Origin of the sequence: Paenibacillus pinihumi DSM 23905 = JCM 16419, assembly GCF_000422505.1 — a bacterium.
Classification (GTDB): domain Bacteria; phylum Bacillota; class Bacilli; order Paenibacillales; family Paenibacillaceae; genus Paenibacillus_D; species Paenibacillus_D pinihumi.
This window is the reverse complement of sequence record NZ_AULX01000006.1, coordinates 81424-102232: the sequence shown is the minus strand read 5'-3', so window position 1 is coordinate 102232 and position 20809 is coordinate 81424. Positions and strand designations below refer to the sequence as shown.

18 protein-coding genes are annotated in these 20809 nt (G+C 49.1%); 16 read left to right on the top strand and 2 right to left on the bottom strand.

The annotated features are described in order from the left end of the window. Positions 1 to 112 precede the first annotated feature (112 nt). From htpG to H583_RS0100310, 11 genes are all read left to right on the top strand, one after another. Positions 113 to 1990 carry a molecular chaperone HtpG gene (htpG, locus tag H583_RS0100360; protein ID WP_028558733.1) on the top strand — a complete coding sequence of 626 codons (1878 nt, stop codon included), beginning with the start codon at positions 113 to 115 and terminating at the stop codon, positions 1988 to 1990. A 406-nt stretch (positions 1991 to 2396) separates the two neighbouring features. Then, positions 2397 to 3098, top strand: coding sequence for an HAD family hydrolase (locus H583_RS0100355; RefSeq protein ID WP_028558732.1), 702 nt, complete (start codon positions 2397 to 2399; stop codon positions 3096 to 3098). A gap of 18 nt (positions 3099 to 3116) precedes the next feature. Further along, on the top strand, positions 3117 to 3959 hold the full coding sequence (locus H583_RS0100350; protein ID WP_028558731.1) for a MurR/RpiR family transcriptional regulator: 843 nt from the start codon (positions 3117 to 3119) through the stop codon (positions 3957 to 3959). A gap of 37 nt (positions 3960 to 3996) precedes the next feature. After that, complete coding sequence (locus H583_RS0100345) at positions 3997 to 4731, top strand: MBL fold metallo-hydrolase (RefSeq protein WP_028558730.1); 735 nt, start codon at positions 3997 to 3999, stop codon at positions 4729 to 4731. 24 nt (positions 4732 to 4755) lie between these two features. Beyond that, the gene (locus tag H583_RS0100340) at positions 4756 to 6378 is read left to right on the top strand and encodes an ABC transporter substrate-binding protein (RefSeq protein ID WP_245585808.1); all 1623 of its coding nucleotides are present in this window, start codon (positions 4756 to 4758) and stop codon (positions 6376 to 6378) included. 15 nt (positions 6379 to 6393) lie between these two features. Continuing rightward, positions 6394 to 7338 carry an ABC transporter permease gene (locus H583_RS0100335; protein ID WP_028558728.1) on the top strand — a complete coding sequence of 315 codons (945 nt, stop codon included), beginning with the start codon at positions 6394 to 6396 and terminating at the stop codon, positions 7336 to 7338. A 5-nt stretch (positions 7339 to 7343) separates the two neighbouring features. Then, positions 7344 to 8162, top strand: coding sequence for an ABC transporter permease (locus tag H583_RS0100330; RefSeq protein ID WP_028558727.1), 819 nt, complete (start codon positions 7344 to 7346; stop codon positions 8160 to 8162). A 16-nt stretch (positions 8163 to 8178) separates the two neighbouring features. After that, entirely contained in the window at positions 8179 to 9147 is a 969-nt protein-coding gene (locus H583_RS0100325; protein WP_028558726.1) for an ABC transporter ATP-binding protein, read from the top strand. Positions 9148 to 9157: 10 nt separating this feature from the next. After that, complete coding sequence (locus H583_RS0100320) at positions 9158 to 10129, top strand: ABC transporter ATP-binding protein (protein ID WP_028558725.1); 972 nt, start codon at positions 9158 to 9160, stop codon at positions 10127 to 10129. 5 nt (positions 10130 to 10134) lie between these two features. Further along, positions 10135 to 10947 (top strand): metallophosphoesterase, encoded by an 813-nt coding sequence (locus H583_RS0100315; RefSeq protein ID WP_028558724.1) that lies wholly within the window; start codon positions 10135 to 10137, stop codon positions 10945 to 10947. Positions 10948 to 11292: 345 nt separating this feature from the next. After that, positions 11293 to 12105 carry a metallophosphoesterase gene (locus tag H583_RS0100310; RefSeq protein WP_028558723.1) on the top strand — a complete coding sequence of 271 codons (813 nt, stop codon included), beginning with the start codon at positions 11293 to 11295 and terminating at the stop codon, positions 12103 to 12105. A 46-nt stretch (positions 12106 to 12151) separates the two neighbouring features. Here the strand turns inward: H583_RS0100310 and H583_RS0100305 are convergent, their stop codons facing one another. Together H583_RS0100305 and H583_RS37800 are read right to left on the bottom strand one after the other, a co-directional pair. Beyond that, complete coding sequence (locus tag H583_RS0100305; RefSeq protein ID WP_028558722.1) at positions 12152 to 12445, bottom strand: RNA polymerase alpha subunit C-terminal domain-containing protein; 294 nt, start codon at positions 12443 to 12445, stop codon at positions 12152 to 12154. A gap of 354 nt (positions 12446 to 12799) precedes the next feature. Next, complete coding sequence (locus H583_RS37800; RefSeq protein ID WP_281170078.1) at positions 12800 to 12934, bottom strand: hypothetical protein; 135 nt, start codon at positions 12932 to 12934, stop codon at positions 12800 to 12802. Positions 12935 to 13268: 334 nt separating this feature from the next. On the opposite strand from H583_RS37800, the gene pdxR reads away from it, so the two are divergent. From pdxR to H583_RS0100275, 5 genes are all read left to right on the top strand, one after another. Continuing rightward, positions 13269 to 14717: a MocR-like pyridoxine biosynthesis transcription factor PdxR gene (gene pdxR, locus H583_RS0100295; protein ID WP_028558721.1), complete on the top strand. Its 1449-nt coding sequence runs from the start codon at positions 13269 to 13271 to the stop codon at positions 14715 to 14717. A gap of 12 nt (positions 14718 to 14729) precedes the next feature. After that, positions 14730 to 15725 (top strand): D-alanine--D-alanine ligase, encoded by a 996-nt coding sequence (locus tag H583_RS31445; protein WP_081666914.1) that lies wholly within the window; start codon positions 14730 to 14732, stop codon positions 15723 to 15725. Then, entirely contained in the window at positions 15718 to 16896 is a 1179-nt protein-coding gene (locus H583_RS0100285) for an aminotransferase class I/II-fold pyridoxal phosphate-dependent enzyme (protein WP_028558720.1), read from the top strand. Before H583_RS31445 ends, H583_RS0100285 begins: the two co-directional genes overlap by 8 nt. A 442-nt stretch (positions 16897 to 17338) precedes the next feature. Beyond that, positions 17339 to 17506, top strand: coding sequence for a gallidermin/nisin family lantibiotic (locus H583_RS0100280; RefSeq protein ID WP_028558719.1), 168 nt, complete (start codon positions 17339 to 17341; stop codon positions 17504 to 17506). A gap of 154 nt (positions 17507 to 17660) precedes the next feature. Beyond that, complete coding sequence (locus tag H583_RS0100275) at positions 17661 to 20789, top strand: lantibiotic dehydratase (protein WP_028558718.1); 3129 nt, start codon at positions 17661 to 17663, stop codon at positions 20787 to 20789. The last annotated feature ends 20 nt before the right edge of the window (positions 20790 to 20809 follow it).

Below are 20809 nucleotides of genomic sequence, written 5' to 3'. Positions count from 1 at the left end.
GATATGTTATAAAAAAGTTAGCCTTTAGCACTCGTATGTTCCGAGTGCTAACATCATCGATTAATCAAGTCTGATTTTTATAACTATTTTAATTTCGAAGGGAGCACCATTCATGGCAAAAAAGCAGTTTAAAGCTGAATCCAAGCGTCTTTTGGAAATGATGATCAACTCCATTTACACGCAACGGGAGATTTTCTTAAGAGAGCTGATTTCCAACTCCAGTGACGCTATCGATAAGATTTACTATAAAGCATTGAGCGACGACAATCTCGTTTTCAACAAAGAAGACTACTATGTTAAAGTAACCGCTGACAAGGACAAGCGTACGCTGACACTGTCGGATACGGGAATCGGGATGACCAAGGAAGAGCTGGAGAACAATCTCGGAGTTATTGCCAAGAGCGGCTCGCTTGCCTTCAAGAAGGAGAACGAGGCGAAGGACGGGCATAACATCATCGGTCAGTTCGGGGTAGGCTTCTACTCGGCATTCATGGTCGCGGACAAAGTGACCGTAACCAGTAAAGCGCTCGGAAGCGACGAAGCCTTCAAATGGGAATCTGCGGGTGCAGACGGGTATACCATTGCTGCGGCTGAGAAGGATTCCGTAGGTACGGAAATTGTTCTGACCATCAAAGACAACACCGAAGACGACAACTATGATGAATTCCTGGAGCAGTACCGTCTGAAAGCTATCATCAAGAAATACTCGGATTTCATTCGCTACCCGATCAAAATGGACTTCAAAGGGCAGCGTCCAAAAGAAGACGGTGAAAACGAGTTCGAGGAGTACGAAGAAGAACAGACAGTTAACAGCATGGTTCCAATCTGGCGCAAGAACAAGAGCGAGCTGACGGACGAAGACTACCATAATTTCTACATGGAAAAACGTTATGGCTTCGACAAGCCGCTGAAGCATGTTCATATTAGCGCAGACGGAGCGGTTGTTTACAACGCGATCCTGTTCATTCCGGAAAATACGCCGTTTGATTACTACACCAAGGAATATGAGAAGGGTCTGGAACTGTACTCCAATGGCGTGCTTATCATGAACAAATGCGCCGACCTGCTCCCGGATTATTTCAGCTTTGTGAAAGGGATGGTCGATTCCGAGGATCTGTCCCTGAATATTTCCCGCGAGCTGCTGCAGCATGACCGCCAGCTCAAGCTGATTGCCAAAAATATTAAGAGCAAGATCAAGAGCCAGCTGCAAAGCTTGCTGAAGGATGAGAGAGAGTCCTACGAGAAGTTCTACCAATCCTTTGGCCGTCAGCTCAAATACGGCGTATACAGCGACTACGGCGCGAACAAGGATGTGCTGCAGGACCTGTTGCTGTTCTACTCCTCCAAGGAGAAGAAGCTGGTCAGCCTGGACGAGTATGTATCCAGAATGCCTGAGGATCAGAAGTATATCTACTATGCTTCCGGTGAATCGATCGAGCGGATCGAGAAGCTGCCGCAGACAGAGATCGTATTGGATAAAGGCTATGAGATTCTCTACTTCACTGACGACATTGACGAGTTCGCGGTCAAGATGATCCAATCCTACAAGGAGAAGGAATTCAAGTCCGTATCCAGCGGCGACCTGGGTATCGAAGCGGATGAGAATGACAAGGACGAGCAGGAGCAGGACGCGAACAAAGAGCTGTTCGAAGCAATGAAGGAACTGCTTGGCGGCAAAGTAAAGGATGTCAAAGCATCCAAGCGCCTGAAAACCCATCCGGTCTGTCTCTCCACTGAGGGTGATGTAACCATTGAGATGGAGAAGGTTCTGAACGCCATGCCGAACAGCCAGGAAGTGAAGGCGGACAAAGTGCTGGAGATCAACGTCAACCATGATGTGTACCAGTCCTTGAAAAATGCCCATGGCAGCGATCAGGAAAAGCTCGCTCTGTACACGAACCTACTGTATAGCCAGGCATTGCTGATCGAAGGCCTGCCGCTGCAGGACCCTGTTGCATTCACCAACGATGTGTGCAAAATTATGGCATAAACAGATTTTGGCTGTAATTATAGTAAATTTATGTTTCAATATTCAGAACCCGGTCCCGAGGACCGGGTTCTTTTTGCTTTTGAAGCCGCGCGCTGATCTGACTGGTCAATGTTCTTACAATAATCTGCACCGCCAAGTTACCATTTTGTAAATGCCTGTTCCTGATCTCTCTTGTGTATCCTCACAAAAACTCTTCTATTTTCTGTTTGTCCGGCATCTATTACGCTGGGATACTCCTGTTTTCTGCAAGGCATCCATTGTTAATCCCATAAAATTTCCCTTTACCAAACCTGTCATTTTAATTAATGCTGCACGAACACTATCTTTCTATGATAGTCATGAAGGAAATGAAACATTTTAATAGAGGATGAAGAAAATCCTACATTCGGGAGATGTGAATGACAGCATGATTCGCTATTTATGGTTCGATCTCGGTTATACGCTGGTGCGGACGAACCGGGAAGCCGTGTATGGGCAGGTACTCAAGCAGCTCGGCGCAAGCCGGAGCATGGATGAAATTACGCTGGCTTACCATCAGACAGACAAGCTGTTTATGCGGCAGTTCCAGGGCGTTCTTGGGAAAAACAGCCGTACCTTTATGCCTTGGTATATCGGGACCCTGAATTATAACCTGCAGCTGGCGCTGCCCATTGATGATGTAATGCAGGTTCAGCGTTCGATCGTCAGAGAGCAGCCGCTGGAGTGGAGTGCCTTCGAGCATACGAAGCCAACATTGCATCAATTGCGAAGCCTGGGCTACCGGATTGGACTGATCTCGAATTGGGACACGTCCGCCCGCGAGGTGCTGGCCCGCAACCGGCTGGATGAGGAGCTGGACGACATCATCATTTCTTCGGAGGTGGGGATGGAGAAGCCTGACCCCGATATTTTCCGGCTTGCCTTATCCAGAGCGGGTGTCACCGCAGACCAGTGCCTGTATGTGGGTGACAATTACTATGATGATGTCGTAGGGAGCCGCCAGATCGGCATGGGCTGTCTATTGATCAATCCATATGGAACCTGCGGTATCGAGGAACTGGCGCATACGCCGGTCATTTCCGGAATCCATGAAGTGGTGTCTTGCCTGGGCCGTCCCGTAATGAAATAGATAAGGAGATTTAGCCGTATGTCCACAATTACAGAAAAAATTCAGGAGCAATTCGACCAGCTGAGCGCCGGGCAAAAAAAAGTTGCGCATTATATACAAACCAACACCGAGGAGGCGGTATTGCTATCGGCGCAGAAGATCGCCGAGAGGTCGGGTGTCAGTGAGGCGACCGTCCACCGTCTGGCCCAGGCACTAGCCTATCCGGGCTTCTCCGGCATGCTCCAGGACATGCGCAAGGAGGTGCTCAAGGACCAGCGTGCGGTCCGGAACCTGATGCACTCGACAAGCCAGCATGAGGATTCCTGGTTGGAGCAGCATTTTGTACAGGAGCTGGACAATCTGCGAGAAACGATGGCAATGGCAAATAAATCCGACATGAACCAGGCCGCACGGATGCTGCTGGATGCAGGGCATATCTGGGTAGCCGGCTGGCGGATGGGGCTTGCGGTCACTTCGTTTTTCAGCTTTGTCATGAAATACATGCTCGGCAATTGCGAGTTGATTCCTCAAGGAGGTGTTGCGGAATACGCGTCTTACATTAAGCCGGGCGATGTGGTTTTTGCCTGTGGATTTCCCCGGTATTGCTCACGTACGCTCAAGCTGTCTGCACTGGCGAAAGAACAGGGGGCCAAGGTCATCGCTCTCACCGATTCGGGACTGTCACCGTTCACCAAGCTGGCTGACCTGACACTCTTCGCTGCGGGCAAATCAACCGGATTCCTCGATTCCTATACAGCTTCACTGTCGGTAGTTAACGCCCTTATTAATGAAATCTCCTATCTGGAGAAGGACAGGGTGAAGGTGAATATCGAGAAGATGGAAATGATGTTCAAGACGTTTCAGGACAACTTCGAATGGTGAACCACCCAAACAGGCTTTCGCCGGAAAGGATTTAGCAATGGAAATAACCGTTATCGGCTGCTGGGGAGCCTATCCCGAGAAAAATGAAGCCACCTCAGGCTATTTGGTCGAATGCGGGGACAGCACGATTTTGCTGGATTGCGGCAGCGGCGTCTTGTCCCGTCTGCAAAATCATTGTCCGCTCGAGAAGTTGGATGCGGTCGTGATTACTCATACTGATGCAGACCATATCGCGGATATATACAGTCTCGAATTTGCCACACTGATTCTGATGCAGACCGGCAAGCGATTGAAGCCGCTTGATGTGTATGTGTATGAGGAGGATTTATCCGGGCTGCCATTTCGCTTTCCGGACTTTGTCCGGGTGCACCGGGTACAAATCGGGGAGGCGTTTACGGTCGGGCAGGTCAGACTCGAAGTCGCCGAGACCGTGCATGAAACGCCTTGCTGTGCAGTCAGAATGACTTCCCCGGACGGCAAGACCTTTGTCTACAGCGGCGATACCGGATGGTGCCAGTCGATTATTGACATTTCACGTTCAGCCGATCTGCTGCTCCTTGAAAGCAGCTTTTATGACTGGCAGAAGGGGATTATGAGCGGGCATCTGACTGCCGGCGAAGCCGGGGAGATCGCAGCTTTGGCAGGGGCAAAGCAAGTTGTCCTGACGCATTTTCCCCATTACGGGGAGCTGAACCAGCTGCTTGAAGAAGCATCAAGGAACTACCAAGGACAGATTCAATTGGCTTATGGCGGCATGAAACTCATCATTTGAACCTGGGAAGGGGTTTTTCTCTTGTTGAAGTTAAGGAATTCATTTGTCACGGTATTGGCTGCTTTGATGATTACATCGCTTGTGCTCTCCGGCTGCGGAACGAATGGAACTGGCGGCAATAGCTCTGGAGGGAATTCTGCTGCACCAACAACCGGAAGTAAAGGTAATGCCGGAAATACCGGAAATGCGAAGCCTCAGGACACGGGAGCTAGCAGCGGCAAGCAGGCAGGCGGCACGATTCGGGTTGCCATGGCAACAGAACCGGATAATCTGGACCCGTACTTATCTGCGGCGACCGATACAGGCTCCATGATGGACAACGTGTTCGACGGTCTGTTCGAAGCAGGCGAGAATAGTGAACTTGTGCCTGCGCTGGCCGAGTCGTATCAGGTATCCGAGGATGGGCTGGCCTATACCTTCAAATTGAGACAAGGGGTCAAATTCCACAACGGCTCCGGGCTGACGTCGAAGGATGTTGACTATTCCTATGCCAAGCTGGCCGGGTTGAACGGGAAAGAACCGCTATCTTCCAAATTTGCCGCGGTTGAGAAGATCGAGACGCCGGATGATTATACAGTTGTCATTAAGCTGAAAGAGAAGGACGCCGCTTTCCTGGCTGCCAACATTATTGCGATCGTGCCGAAGGACTATGAGGAACAGAGCGTGAAGCCGATTGGCGCAGGGCCGTTCAAGTTTGCGTCGTATACACCGGGCCAGCAGCTGGTTCTGGAGAAGAACGATGATTTTTACGACAAGGATAAGGCTCCAACCATTGACCGTGTAGAATTCAAAATCATGCCGGACCCGAACTCGGCTGTGCTGGCCCTGAAATCCGGGGACATCGATATGGTTCCGGGCATCTCTTCCCAGGGAGCGCTTCAACTTGGAGACGGCTTCGATATCGTATCCGGCCCGCAGAACATGGTTCAGCTAATGGCGCTGAATAACACAGTCAAGCCGCTTAATGATGTTAAAGTCCGCCAGGCAATCAACTATGCGGTAGATAAAGATGTCATTATCCAGACGGTAGCGGAAGGCAACGGCGTCAAGCTCGGCTCCAACATGAGCCCCGCCATGAAGATGTACTATCAGGAAGGGCTGGAAAAGCGGTACGAGCATAATGTGGAGGAAGCTAAAAAGCTGCTGAAGGAAGCCGGCTATGAAAATGGCTTCAAGCTGACCATCACTGTGCCGTCCAACTATCCGTTCCATGTTGATACAGCCCAGGTCATTGCTGAGCAATTAAAGGCTGTAGGTATCCAGGCCACAATTAAGCAGATTGAGTGGAGCAGCTGGCTGGAAGACGTCTATACAAATGCCAAGTATGAGGCGACAATCATCGGACTTACAGGCAAGCTGGACCCGCAGGAGGTGCTGGGCCGCTATGAGACGAAGTATGCGAAAAACTTCTTCAAGTTCAGCAACAGCGAATTTGATGCGCTTATCGGACAAGCACGCCAGGAGATCGACGTCAACAAACGTGCTGAGCTGTACAAGCAGGCGCAGACTCTGCTTACCGATCAGGCCGCTGCTGTTTATATCATGGACCCTAGCCGCTCCGTTGCGATGAAAAATACGCTGAAGGGCTTCAAGATGTACCCGGTTCAAAAATATGATTTTGCCGCCATGTATTATGAAGGAAAGTAACCGGAGGCGGGCCGCGTGAGATTTTATATCCGGAAATTGGCTGCTCTCTTTTTGACTGTCCTGCTGGTATCCGTTATTACTTTCCTGGTCTTTCAGGTACTGCCGGGCGATCCGGCCCAGATTGTGCTTGGTGTCGATGCCGATGCACATCAGCTGGCCGAGCTGCGCAAGACGATGGGACTTGAACGTCCTGCGGCAGAGCGGTACCTGTCATGGATCAAGGATACATCGACCGGGGAATTGGGCACCTCGCTTCGTTACCAGCGGCCTGTAGCGGATATATTGCAGGAGAGATTGCCAGTGACCATCTCGCTCGCCATTCTGTCGTTGGGGCTGACCTTGATTATCGGTCTGCCCCTCGGCATTTACATTGCGAGAAGAGACGGCAAAATTTCAGCGCTGTTCTTGTCCGTTCTGACACAGCTTGGCGTTGCGGTTCCTTCGTTCTGGCTGGCATTTCTGCTGATCCTGATTTTTTCTGTTACTTTCAGGCTTTTTCCGACATACGGTTATGTTCCCTGGCATGAAAGTCCCTTAGGCGCCCTTAAATCGTTGTTTTTGCCCGCGCTTGCGCTTGCAATCCCAGGTATTGCTGTGGTCATCCGGTATTTGCGCAATACGCTGCTGGACCAGTCCCGCATGGACTATGTCCGTACGGCCCGGAGCAAGGGGTTGCGCGAGCGAAGCATCATGTACCGTCACATGCTGCGGAATTCTTTAATTCCGGTGCTGACAATTGTCGGTCTGCTCATTGCAGACACACTGGGCGGCAGCATCGTAGTTGAAAATGTATTTGCGCTGCCGGGGCTTGGCAACCTGCTCATTACGTCCATCGGGACACGGGATCTGCCGCTGCTGCAAACACTTGTGCTGTACATTGCGTTTATCGTCGTCTGTATCAATTTTATCGTTGATATGCTCTATAAAATCATTGATCCGCGTATTCGGTTGAAAAGGTGAACGAGATGAAATGGAAGCAGCTAGTACGCAACAAGCCGTTTGTCATCGGTGCCAGTCTGATCGGACTGCTGCTGATGCTTATGGTCATGAGCCTGTTCTACACGCCGTATGGTCCCAATGAAATGAATACGGCGATGCGCCTGGCCCATCCCCAGCCGTCCCACTGGTGGGGGACGGACAACTTCGGGCGGGATATCTTCAGCCGGATTGTCGAAGGGACACAGACGGCCTTTCTTATTGGCGTATCATCGGTGGCGATCGGCTTGTTCTTTGGCTTGTTCATCGGCGCTATTGCTGGCTATCGGGGCGGCTGGACAGATGAAGTATTAATGAGGCTGATGGATGCGAAGCTTGCTTTTCCCGGCATTTTGCTGGCGATTATGCTTGTCTCCGTATTTGGCCCTGGCCTTGGCAATACGATTGTCGCGCTTGGCTTAATGAGTATTCCGGCATTCGCAAGGATTGCGCGCAGCGGATTTATTCAATATAAGGAATTCAACTTTGTGAAAGCAGCTGTGGCGAGAGGGGCAGGGGCCACTCGTATTATTGTGCACCACATCCTCCCGAATATCGCGTCACCGATTATCGTGGCTGCTTCATTGCGATTTTCCGGATCTATTCTGGCGGAGGCAGGCCTGAGCTATCTGGGGCTGGGGGTACAGCCGCCTGATCCAAGCTGGGGCAGAATGCTGAGCGAGGCGCAGCCCTTCATTGTCAATGCGCCGTGGTATGTGCTGATTACAGGCAGCGTCATTACGGTGATGGTGCTCGGCTTCAATTTGCTGGGAGACGGCATAAGGGACGTGTACGACAACAAGAGCTAGGAAGGGGGACGGCTGCATGACGAACTCGCTGCTGGAAATGCGGGATTTGGAAGTGGCATTTACGCTGGGGAAACAGGATTATCCGGCGCTGCAGCAGATGACCTTTCAGATTGGCGAGAAGGAGACAGTCGGTATCGTCGGGGAATCCGGCTGCGGGAAAAGTCTCACTTCATTATCTATAATGGGACTGCTGCCCGGAACGGCCAAAATAACAAAAGGCGAAATCAGGCTGGACGGCAAATCATTGGTGACATCATCGGCGCAGCAATGGAGCGGGGTCAGGGGCAAGGATATCACGATGATCTTCCAGGACCCGATGACGGCTCTTAATCCGTTGATGCCTGTAGGGAAGCAGATTGCTGAAATGGCTCTATTGCATCTGGGCGTGTCCAGGAAAGAGGCCAGGCAGCTTGCACTCGATATGATGGCGAAGGTCGGTTTATCCCGTGTGGACAGGCTCTACGGGGACTACCCGCATCAACTCTCCGGCGGCATGATGCAACGGATTATGATTGCCATGGCTCTGATCTGCCAGCCCAAGCTGCTGATCGCGGATGAGCCGACGACTGCGCTGGATGTTACGATTCAGGCGCAAATTCTCAATCTGCTGCGGGATATGAACCATTCGACAGGTACGGCTATGTTGTTTATTTCCCATGATCTTGGTGTAATTCGCGAAGTATGTGACCGTGTTATCGTCATGTATGCGGGCTATATGGTGGAAGAAGCTCCGGTAGAAGAATTGCTGGATCACCCGCGGCATCCGTACACCGCCGGACTTTTGCAGTCATTGCCGGGCGCAGACAAGCGCGGGCGCATCCTGTATACGATTCCGGGCCGTGTCCCTCCGCTTACAGGGAGAAGGACGGGATGTCCTTTCGCCGGACGTTGCCCGAGTGCAACGGCTATATGCGCAGCAGAGGTTCCGCAAATGAAGAAGGCCGGAGAGCAGCATCTTGTCCGCTGTCATCTCGTTGCGGGTTAGGAGGCATGTGATGAATCGTGAATTACTGAAGGTGAGCGGGCTGACGAAGCATTATCCATTGCCCCGGCAAGGGCTAATGGAAAAAAAGCAGGTTGTACGAGCAGTCGACGGAATCTCATTCCGTATCCGGGAAGGGGAAATCTTCGGACTGGTTGGCGAGAGCGGCTGCGGCAAATCAACGACAGGACAGATGCTTGTGCAACTCGTCAAGCAGACAGAAGGAGAGCTGTATTTTCAAGGAGAACCGGTCTCGGGACTATCGGAAAGCCGGATGAAGGCGCTGCGGCGGGACATTCAAATCGTGTTCCAGGACCCCTACTCCTCCCTGAACCCGAAGAAGACGATTGGCTGGACGCTTGAGGAGCCGCTCATCATTCACCGGATTGGAGACAAGCTGCAGAGAAGAAAGATCGTTTCGGAGACGCTTGAGCAGGTCGGGCTGGATGCCAGTTATATGGACCGGTACCCGCATGAACTAAGCGGCGGGCAAAAGCAGCGTGTCGGCATTGCCGCCGCATTAGTTCTTGAGCCAAAGTTTATTGTCATTGATGAAGCAGTATCCGCGCTCGACGTTTCCGTCCAGTCGCAAATTCTGAATTTGTTAAAGGAGTTGCAGGAAAAGCGCGGTTTGACCTATTTGTTCATTTCCCATGATCTGAATGTGGTGGAGTATATTAGCGACCGCATTGGCGTCATGTACCTGGGGAAAATCGTGGAGATCTTTGAAGCCGGGGTTGCGGATAAGGGACCGCTTCATCCGTATACTCGGGCGTTATTTTCCGCTGTCCCTGATGTTCATAAACGCAAGGAGCATGCTGTGCTTCAAGGCGATGTGCCCAATCCCATTGAGCCTCCGGGCGGCTGTGCCTTCCATCCCAGATGTCCCGCAGTCATGGATATATGCCGAAGTGAAGTGCCGCAATTAAGGAAAGTGGGTTCCGGGCATGAGGTTAGCTGTCACATTTATGCAGAAGGGGAATGAATGCTGTGAATATTGGCGTTATATCAGATTTGCATGTTGATCTTAATGAGCAGCCGGATGAACCATCCATTGAAGAAGCGCTGCTTCAGGTCGTGTTGGAGCGCAAGCTGGATACCTTGATCATCGCCGGGGATATCTCCAATGATGCGATTCGCAGTATCGCGGTGCTCAAGTGGCTCAGGGAGCATAGCGGCATTCCGGTATTATTCATTCCCGGCAATCACGATTATTGGAGCAAAGACAACGGCATTAAGGACACTTGGGAGATTTACAAGCAGTTTCAGACCTATGAGGGCTGTCTGGTTGAGCGACCGTATGCGCTGGATAACGGCTGGATCGTCATCGGTAATTCCGGCTGGTATGACTACACGATGGGTGAGCCGGGATATTCCATCGAGCAGTTCGAGCAGATGCATGCGATGGACCGGACGTGGCAGGATAGCCTGTATGTGGATTGGAGAATGAGCAATCCGAACATTCACCGCTATTTTTATGAGCGGCTGGAGAAGGAGCTGGAGCAGCATAGCGGGAAGCCGGTTATTATGGTTACCCATATGCTGACGCATCCGTTTTTTAAAGTGCCGATGCCTCATCCGCAATGGTCCTATTTCAATGCCTTTCTCGGCAGCACGGATTATGCGGAGCTCTATCAGCGGTACGGGGTCAAATATGGAATTATGGGCCATGTCCACTACAGGAAAACGCATAATTTTGAAGGTACAGAGCTGATTTGTGCTTGTCTCGGCTACCGCAAGGAATGGCGTCAGGAATCGGCGGTTCAGGAAATTCGCGATTGCATCCAGATCATTACAATCTAGCTCCGGCAGACGCAGTGAGTTTTATGGCAATCGTTCATCATGGTGTCTTTACTCAATTGGAAGGCTTCCAGAAAATGTGATATACTATCGAGAAATATTCAATTATATGAAGTTGGACATAGAGGCCGGATACGAAAAGGGAGTCTTCCTCCGCTGCGAGTGGTTAAGACCTCTCAGGATTGACAGGCTAAGGATCACCACGGCGTGCCAGCAAACTAAAAGTTATTACTAGCGAGAAACCACCGTAGGCCTCTGAAACCTATTTAGCGGTGGTTTTTCGTTTGCTGTGAAACTTACGGGCGGGCCGGAAATCATTCAGGCAAGAAGATGGGGAGAGGATATGCCATGAACATTGGTGTGATTTCGGATTTGCACGTAGATATAAATGAAGCGGCTGACGGACCTTCAATAGAAGAAGCATTGCTTGAGGTTTCGAATGAGAACAAGCTTGACGCTTTAATTATTGCCGGAGATATCTCCAATGATGTCAATCGCAGCCTTGCGGTCCTTTCTTCGCTTAAGGCTCAATCCGGAATACCTGTACTGTTTGTTCCGGGCAATCATGATTATTGGAGCAAGGTTAATGGCATTAAAGATACATGGCAGGTGTACAAGCAGTTTCAGACGTATGAAGGGAATTTGTGCGAGCGTCCATTTGAACTGGATAACGGCTGGGTTGTCATTGGGAGCTCAGGTTGGTACGACTACACAATGGGGGACAGCAAGTATAGCACGGAGCAATTTGATCAAATGCAGGCAATGGACAGGATGTGGCATGACGGCCATTGGGTCAACTGGGGAATGAGCAATCGCGATGTGCACCAGTATTTTAAGGAGCGTTTGGAGAACGAGCTGGAAGCATACCGCGGCAAGCCGGTTATTATGGTGACGCACATGCTGTCACATTCCCATTTCAAAGTTCCGACGCCTCATCCGGTCTGGGAATATTTCAACGCTTTCCTCGGCAGCACGGAATATGCGGAGCTTTACAGGAAATACGAGGTGAGGTATGGCATCATGGGCCATGTGCATTACAGAAAAAAGCTGGACTACCATGGAATAGAGCTAATCTGTGCCTGTTTGGGTTACCGGAGAGAATGGCGCCAGCCTTCAGCCGTTCAGGAAATTCGGAATTGCATGCAGATTATTTCGGTTTGATGGACCAGACATGTAGCTGGACGAATAAGCCGGAAATTATAACACCTTAGCTTTTAAAGGCCAGTCCGCTTTCTGCCAAAGCTGTTCGGAGTTTTGGCAATGAGGCGGGACCCATGCCATGGAATTGCAAAATTTCTTTTTCACTGTATGTGGCAAGCTGCTGCAGTGTCGTGATTCCGTTGTGCTCCAATGCCCGCCTTGCCGGGGCAGAAAGCAAGGACAGAAATCCGCTATCAGGTTTGTTTTCCTGCTCACAGACCGGGCATGCGGGACAATCGCTGGTTTTATAAAATTGATGTCCTTTGCTGCATGTTTTTAATTGTTTTTTGGAAGCTGCCATTGCATTACGCTCCTTTTTGCTGTCGTATGAGTATATCTATTTTATCATTTTTGCCAAATGAGCACATGGTTATCATATAAACTCCTTTTGAACTTTTTTGAATTCAGTCTTAAAACGCTACAACCACCGTGCAGGAGCAGCGTTTAACTGAATTGAACTTTTTCCAGGAACTATGCTATACTACAGATAGCTATTCAATTGTATAGTTGTGGCTGAAGTTGCCATATACTAAAAAGAGCCTTCACCGCTGCGAACGGTAAAGACTCCTTCCAGGAACATGAAAGGCTGTGGATCACCACGGCGCGCGTGAGTCTAAAAACTTAGATCAAGCGAAAACCACCGTAGGCGGTCAACCTATTTAGCGGTGGTTTTTCGCTTGTTGCGCACTTTACGAGAAGTCCAGCGATAGAGCTTACGAATACTAAACGCTAGGCTCAGTATCGTCACGATCCAACGCAGCACATCATAGAATGCCACAAGCATGACCATCGGCGTCACCCCCTTCCGGGACGCTGCGCCGTGGTCTGAATATCCACCACTATTCAGTCCATAAGGTAAATTATAGCATATATTCCGGTTGATATTAACTGATAGTTTTAATTTTAATAGGTTATGAATATAACCAGCATCTGAAATACTTTCATGCTTGATTCGGAATAGTTTACGTGTGGGTTATTCCAGAATATTGAAATACTAAAAATACATGAGTCTTGCATTTTATAGCTTAATCTCCCTAGAACCACAGCCGGATAAAAAATCCAGCCAGGTGGTTCTTTTTTTATAACGCATTGTGTGACATTATAGCTATGGGGGCGATGTTCGGATGTTTAATGACTTTAAGCCGGTAGACGATCGGCCGGTTTATATACAAGTGAAAGATTACGTCAAACGTTTAATTATAAAAGGGGCTCTGCAGCCCTACCAGAAACTGCCTTCCACCCGCGAGCTGAGCGGGCTGTTGAAGGTAAGCCGCAATACGGTCATTTCCGCTTACGCCGAGCTGGAGGATGACGGATTTACTTATGTGATTCAGGGGAAGGGCAGCTTTGTTGCAGCCGCTTCCGGCGGAACGGCCGCCCAGTCGCTGCGGATTGATTGGAAGGACCGTATTAGCGATCATGCCCGCTTGGCTGAGAAGCTGGACCTGATGAAGCACGGTATAAGCGCCCACAGAGGGGCGATTTCTTTTACAAGTATTGCACCGGATGAGAAACTGTTTGACCTTGGCAATGTGAAGCGGGCATTCATGGACAGGATGTCCGTAGAAGGGGATATCCTGCTCAACTACGGCTATGCCAAAGGCTACAAGCCGCTGATCGATTATTTGCTTAACTATATGGAGCACAAGGGTGTCGATTTGAAGGGCAAGGATATTCTGATCACCAACGGGTTTACGGAAGGGATCGATATCGTGCTGTCAGCGCTGGGCAGACGAAGCGGCAGAGTGCTGTGTGAGAATCCGACCCATAATACAGCGATCAAGAATCTGAAGCTGCATGGCTTCGCGATTACCGGCATTCCAATGGAGAATGATGGCATCCATATTGGAGAGCTGGAACGGGCATTGTCTACAAAAGCCTATGATTGCGCCTATCTGGTGCCTTCTTACCACAATCCGACGGGGATTGTCATGTCGCCCGAGAAGCGCCAGGAAGTGATGCGCCTGATGAACGAATACCGGATTCCGGTCATTGAAGACGGCTTCAATGAGGAGCTTCGTTACAGCGGGGCTCATGTAGCGCCGATCATGGCCGCGGCGGGCAGCGGCAACAACGTTATTTATTTGGGGAGCTTCTCCAAGGTATTATTCCCGGGCCTGCGGGTCGGCTGGGTACTCGCGGACTCGGAATTGATCGGGTACTTGGAAAGCATGAAAAGAGCGCGTACGATTCATACCTCCACATTGGATCAGTCTATATTGTTTCAATACTTGCACAACGGGAATTTGGAGAAATATTTAAAGCGCGCGCGCGCGGAATATAAGCGCAAATATGAATTAACGATGCAAAGCTGCAAGGAATATATTCCGTTCGCAGAGGTTTCTGGCCATGGCGGCCTGCATTTGTTCGTGACGTTTGAGGAAGGTTTCAGTACCCGGAAGCTGCTGGATGCATGCTCGGAGCAGGGGGTCATTTTTACACCGGGGGATATATTTTTCACGGATGGACGGGGCAAGAACACCATGCGGCTGGGCTTCTCCCGCGTAACGGATGAGGATATTGTCAAAGGAATCAAGATGATCGGCGAAATCGCCAAAACATTACTGGGATAAGAGGTGCTTAACATGAAGATCGGAGTTATTATGGGCGGGGTATCATCAGAGCGTGAGGTATCGCTTCAATCGGGCAAAGGAATTTTGGCGAATCTGGACCGAAGCAAGTATGAAGTGATTCCCATCGACATCACGAGCCGCGAAGAGCTGACCGAGAAAGCAAAAGGTCTTGATCTGGCTCTGCTGGCCCTGCACGGCTCCTACGGAGAGGATGGCACCGTTCAAGGCACCCTGGAAACAATGGGCATCCCGTATACAGGCAGCGGCGTATTGTCCAGCAGTATTTGCATGAACAAGGACTTGTCGAAAAAGCTGCTTCGCGTCGAAGGCATTTCCACTGCCGACTGGCTGTGCTGGAGCAGCATAAGCGATTATTCTGCTGAAGCGGTCGAGAGACTGGGCTACCCTGTCGTGGTTAAGCCGAATTCCGGCGGTTCCAGCATTGGAACCCATATTGTGAGAAATCGCGAAGCATTGCGGGCAGCGGTCGAGGACGCTTTCCGCTGGGATACAGAGGTCATGATTGAACAATTTATTCAGGGTGAAGAGATCACCTGTGCCGTTATAGACGGGGAGCTGCTGCCGATTATTCGCATTCAGGCGAATGGCTCGGACTGGTTCGATTTTTCAGCCAAGTATGAGGAAGGCGGAGCATTGGAAGAAGTTGTCCAATTGCCAGCTGAGGTTCATGAACGGGTACATTCCGCGGCGCTGGGCAGCTATCGTGCGTTGAAATGCAGTGTCTACGCCCGTGTGGATATGATGCTAAGAAACGGAATTCCTTATGTGCTTGAAGTGAACACGCTTCCGGGAATGACGAAAACAAGTCTGCTGCCTAAAAGTGCAGAAGCGGCCGGTATGACTTACAGCAGTCTGCTTGACCGGATTATTCAATTATCTCTGGACAAAGTTCAAAAAGCCGCAGATTCAGTGGAAGATACGAATACAGAAAAGACAGCTGGCAACGGCAAGTCTAACGAGAATCAGGGAGTGCTGAGTCATGGCTAACGAATGGATTACACCGCTTGTACGGGATATACCGCCATCAGGAATACGCGCTTTTTTTGATCTGAAAGGCGAGGACACGATTTCACTTGGCGTAGGAGAGCCGGATTTTGTAACGCCCGAGCATGTCCGGGATGCCTGTATTCGTGCCTTGAATGAGGGCTTTACCAAGTATACCTCTAATGCCGGTATTGTGGAGCTGCGTGAGGAGATCGCGCGCTACTTGCAGCAAAGCTGGGGGCTTCGCTATGAGCCGGGCAGCGAGGTGCTGGTTACAGTGGGGACGAGTGAGGCTGTGGACTTGGCGCTGCGGACCTTTATCCGCCCGGGAGATGAGGTGTTGATTCCTGTACCAAGCTATATTGCGTACTCCCCGATTGTCTCGATTAATGGAGGAAAGACGGTCCCGGTTCCGACATCGGCTGACCGGCAATTCAAGCTTACGGCAGAAGCATTGAAGGCGCAATTGACGCCGCGTTCGAGAATCATAATGCTCAATTACCCGAATAATCCGACAGGAGCTGTCATGACGCATGAGGACTGGCTTCCGGTAATTGAAGTGATCAAAGAGCACGATCTGATCGTGCTGTCTGATGAAGTGTACTGTGAGCTTACGTACGGACGCAAGCATGTCAGTATTGCATCGCTGCCTGGGATGATGGAGCGGACGATTGTCATCAACGGCTTCTCAAAGGCATTCGCGATGACAGGCTGGCGGATCGGCTATGCTTGCGGACAAGGCGAACTGATCGGAGCCATGCTCAAAATTCATCAGTACACGGCCATGTGCGCACCGGCGATCGGGCAGATTGCAGCCTTGGAATCGCTGCGCAACGGCATTGAGGCAAAGGACCGGATGATTGCTGCTTATGAGCAACGCAGAAACAGCTTCGTTCAAGGACTGCGCGATATCGGACTGCCTTGCCATTTGCCAGAGGGGGCGTTTTATGTTTTTCCTTCCATCACGGGTACCGGACTTACATCTGAACAGTTTGCAATAGAGCTCATGCAGGAAATGGGAGTGGGTGTCGTACCGGGTACCGTTTTCGGTGAAGGCGGTGCAGGCTTTATCCGCTGCTCCTATTCGGTGGCGCCGGAGCAACTCGATAAGGCGCTGGAGCGGATGGAGCGATTTGTGAGAAAGCAGAGTGCGTATACAATTGATGCTGTGTGATAGAATCCGATTCTGACTAGTCAAAACCCCAAAAATCCGGTCGCTTTAGGCGATATATAATGTTCCTCCAACCTCGGAAAGAGCCTTAGAATCAATTCTAAAGGCTCTTTTTTTCCAAAATATCCTCTAAACCTTATGATCCTGCTTTCATATTTATTATATAATTCCATAATTACATCCGAAAATAAATTTCATATTTCTAATCCCTAGTTATTGTATCGGCAAAATAAAGATTTAAACTTATGTACTTTTTATATAAAAATACCCGAATATTATAAATTCCTTAGATTTACAAACTATTATTTTGTTATAAAGTAATTTAATTGGTTCTAATGGAAATTATAGTATTTTTGTGTATACTCATTGAGTGGCTGATAATGGGCAAATCTATCAGATTTATTCAATGATTATATAAATCATTTTGTAGAGGAGATTGATACAAATGGCAAACTTGGATGATTTCGAATTGGATGTGCAAATTAAGACTTCCGCAGGTAAGATTGAACCGAAAATTACGAGCAAAAGCCTTTGTACCCCTGGCTGTATCACAGGTGTTCTCATGTGTTTTACCAAGGGTTGTGAAATTTCCCATTCCTGTATTAAGTGTTAATTTTTAAGGTCTTATAAACACATAGCGTAATCGACAATAGAAGGTACGAAGAGTATCCATTAACCGGATGTCTTTGTACCTTCTAAAGTTATACGAGAAAAAGAAGCAGTCATGCAAAGGTTAATCAATACGCAATAATAGAGGGGGATCGTAAATGGGTGATACTTTGTTTCAGGACACCGGGACGTTCATGCTTCGGTCCGCTATATTGCCCTTCTCGGTGCATGCTAATTTTTTTGATCCGAATGTGACGGGCGCAGACGCAGCTCATGTTATTCAGGGGTGGTGCAGGGATCAGGTTATTCGGGAGAGCATCCTTGTTGCCAGCAAGAATCTGTATGAGACGATGAATAGCTTTGCTGAAGGTAAAACAATTAAAAAGAAAGAACAATTTCTCAATTCACTATATAAGTATGTCATTCGCATGAGTACCCGCCCAACTCCATTCGGACTTTTCTCCGGTGTAGGATTTGGACGCATGGCAGAGGGTAACTCACTTTGGCCGGCACATGCTTCCTATGCAAAAAAAGCAAGGCCTGATCTGCAATGGCTGATGAAAGTAGTCAAGCAAATTGAACTGGATTACGCATCCCATCTTCAATATTCGAGGAATTCAAGCATTTTTATAAAAGGCGACCGTGTAGTTCTGCCGCACTCTACACTGAAGGAAGAAATTAAGCAAGTTCAGGAAGTCAATATCCGGGCGACGAAGGCTTGTTTGCTGATTTTTGAGGCTGCCGGGCAGCCTGTGCCATTCCAGCAGCTCGAACAGCTTTTAATGGAACATTATGCTGGTATTACCGAAGAGAAAATGCATTCCTTTTTGCTTGAGCTCATCGAGAAAGAATATCTGATATCCAATATTAGGCCGCCGCTCACTGTATTGAATCAATTCGACTACCTTATTCGGCAGCTGCAGTCAACTGTTGGAGAGGAAGATATTGTAGAACAGCTGAAAATGATTGCACGGCAGATTGAGGCATACAACCGCACGCCCCTTGGCTCTGGCGAGCAGAGTTATCTGGACTTATATCAAATGATGAATGAAGTTGCATTATCCGCAACGCCATTGCAGGTAGATTTGGCACTGCAAGGAGAGCAAATTCAACTCGATGCTGCGGTCTCCAAGGATGTCAGTCATTTAATAGAGATGTTGCTGAAGCTGTCTCCACCCGCAGAAGAGGCAAGTACTCCAATGAATAGTTATCGTCAAGATTTCATTGAAAAGTACGGAGAAGGCCGTGAGATCCCGCTTCTGGAAATGATCGATGAGGATTTAGGGATTGGCGCTCCGCTTACATATACAAATCCGCCCAGCTTAAGGACTGAAAGCGGAGTTAAACGGATACTGGATGACAAGGTGCAGGCCTATCTCTGGAACAAGTATGCAGAGGCACTCCTTCAACGGGATCCTTATATTGAGCTTAAAGATAATGAGATTGATTCCCTTGGACTATCGGGTTGCCCCTATCAAGAACTTCCACAATCATTGGATATTAACTTGATGGTTATGAAGAATCATTCAGGTGAATATCAGTATTGTCTGGGACCAAATGTTGGAGCAACTAAAGCAGGGAAGAGCTTTGGACGGTTCTCACATATTATGAATACTCCTGAAGCTTTCTTCGAAACGCTGAAAGAAAGATATCATTTGGTTACGGATCGGGATGAATATGTTAGCTGTGAAGTCTCCTATTTGCCTAATGAGCTGCGTCATGCCAATGTAACGCGGAATATACATGGGAACGATTATGAGATGGCGCTATTTACAAATAATTCGAGAGATAGTGTTCATGCATTGTCGCTGGATGATATTGTGATTGGAGTGGAAGGTTCTGTTTTTTATGCCAAAAGCAAACGTCTGAACAAAAAAGTTGCTTTTTACTTTCATAATATGTTAAATCCTCAAATTGCACCTAATTCTGTTCGTTTTTTGCATGATATTGGCCTGGAAGGAGAACGGAAATGGTATAATATTCCTTGGGAAATCGTTTTTCAGAATGTTCCCTATACTCCAGGCATTAAATATGGCCGTTTTATCCTTGCCCCAGAGAGGTGGCTTCTTCACTCTCTTTTTATACCTATTGGCAAGACAAGCAGCTTTGAGCATTTTAAGGAAGCTTTTTCAGGCTACCGTACCAAGTTTCGTGTACCTCGGCTTGTGTATATTACATCTGGTGATAATCGTGTGCTTATTCATTTAGAAGACGATAAAAGTCTGCGCATTCTCTATCATGAATTTACAAACCAGCAAACGGGTGTGAGTCTGACCGCCTGTGAGCCGCTATTGGATGACAGGCATAACATATCCGGAGAGCGTTATGTCCGGGAGATTATTATTCCGATGGTAAAGGTGCATCAGCCACGAATGCAAAAACCGGCACCTGTCCTGTCTGATTATCGCCTGCAAGAGATTTCAAGCCGGTCGCCTGAGCGGCTCCAGCTTCCTTTTGAGCAGTGGCTCTACCTTAAACTTTACGGGGCGAGGTCCAGAGAAGAGGAATTAATCGGGTACCAGTTTCAAGAGGCTATGCAGGGCTTGACAGAGCGGGGACTTGTAGAAGAGCACTTTTATATTCGTTATGCGGACCCGAAGCCTCATATCCGTCTGAGGCTCCGGGGGCAGTCCGGCCGGTTGCAGGAGGCTTTTCCGGTTATCCGGAATTGGCTGCGCTCCTTGATGGATAAAGGGCTTATCAGTCATTTTGTCATCGACTGCTATGATCGGGAGCTCGAACGTTATGGGGGAGCGGATTTCATAGACGCTGCCGAACATGTCTTTTGTCAGGATAGTGTTGTTGCGGAGAAGCTCATTCAAGCACGCAAGCATCATATCGACTGGTCCAATGAAGTCATGGGTACGGCCGTACTCATCCGGTTTATGGAGCAGTGGGGGTGGGATAGTGCGATGATGCTCGAATTTTTGTCCGCCCAGGTCGATCAGGGCGACTACAGGGATTCGTTCAAGGCCCATCGTTCCGAACTTATGAAGTTATGCAATCCGATCGATAACTGGAAGGAAATGAGGCAGTTGTCCCAAGGGGAACTGATGCTGGAAATATTGGATGAGAGAACAATGGCTGTACAAAGCTATAGCCGCCTGATCCATAACAATACGGAGCAATTGTCCACGCACCCGTGGGCAATCGTAGATAGTTTGCTTCATATGCATTGTAACCGGTTGTTTGGTATTGACCGGAAACTGGAGGATAAGCTACGGGCACTGGCATGTCATACGCTGTATGCGCTGCAAAAATATTATCAGCATTTGGTCCGCGCTTAACCAAAAAGCTTGAGAAAGCG